Annotated in this window: 3 protein-coding genes; all 3 read right to left on the minus strand. The window is 69.3% G+C overall.

Annotation, left to right across the window (positions count from 1 at the left end; translation table 11 throughout):
- Positions 1-182: hypothetical protein (locus tag AC3XYG_RS15315; RefSeq protein ID WP_489140705.1), on the minus strand; the 182-nt coding region annotated here is incomplete at its 3' end.
- Positions 183-350: 168 nt separating this feature from the next.
- A complete protein-coding gene (locus AC3XYG_RS15320) occupies positions 351-1379 on the minus strand; it encodes an amino acid ABC transporter substrate-binding protein (RefSeq protein WP_489140706.1) in 1029 nt (342 codons plus the stop codon).
- Between the two features lie 155 nt (positions 1380-1534).
- On the minus strand, positions 1535-2428 hold the full coding sequence (locus tag AC3XYG_RS15325) for a LysR family transcriptional regulator (RefSeq protein ID WP_489140707.1): 894 nt from the start codon (positions 2426-2428) through the stop codon (positions 1535-1537).
- Positions 2429-2594 lie beyond the last annotated feature (166 nt).

The following is a 2594-nucleotide window of genomic DNA, read 5'->3' on the forward strand; positions in this document are numbered from 1 at the left end:
CGCCGCTCGTAGATCCGGCCCTTGAACCACTGGCCGGCCTCGATCGTGTCCTTGGCCAGGTTCCAGGCCAGCAGGCGCACCAGCCGGCTCGGGCCGCGCCGGAAGATCACGGCCCGGCGATGCGCGCGGGCAATGAGCACGTAGAGTTGTGCCGAATTCGGGTCGATGGCAGGAATAGACATGACGAAATGCTCACGAGAACGGGGCCTAGCAGAAGGTCGTTGGCCGCAGTCGTTCTCGTTCGAGCATGGTCGCCTCGCCGGATTTGGCGTGTTCAGGAGGCGTTGAGAATACGCGATTTGCCCGGGCTTCGCCATGGGCGGAGGGGCAGGCCCCTCCGCCCGTCGGCATCAGCGGATCGGGATGGCGTATTGCAGGCCGCCCTTGGTCCACAGCGCGTTCTCGCCGCGCGGCAGGCCCAGCGGGGTCTTCTCGCCCAGGTTGCGCTCGTAGACTTCGCCGTAATTGCCGACCTGCTTGATCGCGTCATGCGCCCAGGTCTCGGGCAGGCCGAGCGCCTCGCCCATGCCCGGGGTCTTGCCCAGCAGGCGCTGGATCGTCGGGTCGGTCGAATCGGCGAAGCTGTCGATGTTGGCGCTGCTCACGCCGCTCTCTTCCGCCTGGACCATGGCGTTGAACACCCAGCGGGTGACGTTCGCCCACTGGTCGTCGCCCTGGCGGACCGCGATCGACAGCGGCTCCTTCGAGATGATCTCGGGCAGGATGACGTAATCGTCGGGCTTCGGCGCCCGCGCGGCGCGGGTGCCGGCCAGGCCGGACGCGTCGCTGGTGTAGGCATCGCAGCGGCCGGCGAAGAACGCCGCCTCGGCATCCTCCAGCTTCTCGATCAGCACCGGCTTGAAGTCGATCTTGTTGGCCCGGGCCCAGTCGGTCAGGTTCAGCTCGCTGGTGCTGCCCGGCAGGATGCAGATGGTGGCGCCGTTCAAATCCTTGGCGCTGCTGACGCCGAGCGACTTCGGCACCAGGAAGCCCTGGCCGTCATAGAAATAAGTGGCGGTGAAGTTGATGCCCAGCTTGGTGCTGCGCGTCAGCGTCCAGGTGGCGGCGCGGATCAGCAGGTCGATCTGGCCGGATTGCAGGGCGGTGAAGCGGGTTTCCGAGGTCAGCGGCGTGAACTTGACCTTGTCGGCATCGCCGAACACGGCGGCGGCCATGGCGCGGCAGGTGTCGACATCGAAGCCCGACCATTTGCCCTGGCTGTCCGGCAGGGCGAAGCCGGCGAGGCCGGTGTTGACGCCGCACTGCACGAAGCCGCGCTGCTTGATGGCGTCGAGGGTCGCGCCGGCCTGGGCCGGGGCGGAAGCGGCCAGTGCGAGGACGGCCGCACCGCACGCGGCCAACAGATGACGGAACTGCATGAAGCCTCACCTTTTTGGGGGCCGCCCGCCGCGCTGGAAAAGCCGATGCGGTCGGGACGGCAGCCCGGGTTATAGGAAAGTTCCTTGTCAGATATATGAACAAGGTCCGACGAATTGTGCCGGCCGCCGTTTTCCTGCCGGCGCCTGGGTCGCTTCTAGGCGATCCGCACCCGCTCGGCCAGGAAGTCGACGAAGGCGCGCACCCGGGCCGGCATGGTGCCACGGCCGAGGAAGACGGCGTGGATCTCCTCCATCTCCTGCGGGTCGAACTCCGGCAGCAGCTCGACCAGCCGGCCGGCGGCGATATCCGGGGCGATGTGATACAGCGCGGTGCGGCCGATCCCCATCCCCTCCAGCACCGCCTGGCGCAGCGTCTCGCCATTGTTGACCACCAGCGAGCCGGACACCTGCAGCGGCCGGGGCCCGTCAGGCCCGGCCAGCATCCAGTCGGTGAAGCTGCGGCGGTAGTTGAAGGTCAGGCAGTCATGCGCCGCCAGGTCGGCCGGGGTTTGCGGCCGGCCGCGGCGCTCGATGTAGGCGGGGGCGGCCACCAGCGCGCGCCGGCTGACGCCCAGCTTGCGGGCCAAGAGGCCGCTGTCGCGCAGCGGGCCGTGCCGGATGGCGACGTCGGTGCGCTCGGCCAGGATGTCCACCACCTCGTCGGTCAGGCTGATGTCCAGCGTCACCGCCGGATAGCGCGCGCGGAATTCCGGCATGATCGGCATCAGGCAGTGGGTGCCGAACGGGATCGAGGCGCTGATCCGCAGGCGGCCGCGCGGCGCCGAGGAGCCGGCGGCGCCGGCCTCGGCCTCGGCGATATCGGCCAGGATCCGGCTGGCCTGCTCGTAGAACAGGTCGCCCTCCGGCGTCGGCTTCAGGCTGCGGGTCGACCGGGCCAGCAGCCGCACCCCCAGCCGTTCTTCCAGCCGCCCGATCAACTTGGCGATGGCGGACGGGGTCAGCCCCATGCGGCGGGCGGCGGCGGAGAAGCTGCCATCCTCCACCACCCGCACGAACACCTCCATCTCACCCGAGCGGTTAGCCCGCATTTCTCACCCTCCCTACGCCCTGCGCCATCGCCACAGGCCGGCAGGGCAGGAGAGCGGCGCAGCGCGATGCGGTGGCATCGGGCAAGCCGTTCGACGCACCTTGTCGGCATTTTCAACCGGCCCTTCGGGTCGTCTTGCGGCGGCCGCCTGCGGGGGCGGGCCGCTC

Source organism: Inquilinus sp., from assembly GCF_057815775.1.

Bases quoted from the DNA above. Each gene is read 5' to 3' on its own strand.
- AC3XYG_RS15320 (WP_489140706.1), bottom strand. From the start codon at position 1,379: ATGCAGTTCCGTCATCTGTTGGCCGCGTGCGGTGCGGCCGTCCTCGCA.
- AC3XYG_RS15325 (WP_489140707.1), bottom strand. From the start codon at position 2,428: ATGCGGGCTAACCGCTCGGGTGAGATGGAGGTGTTCGTGCGGGTGGTG.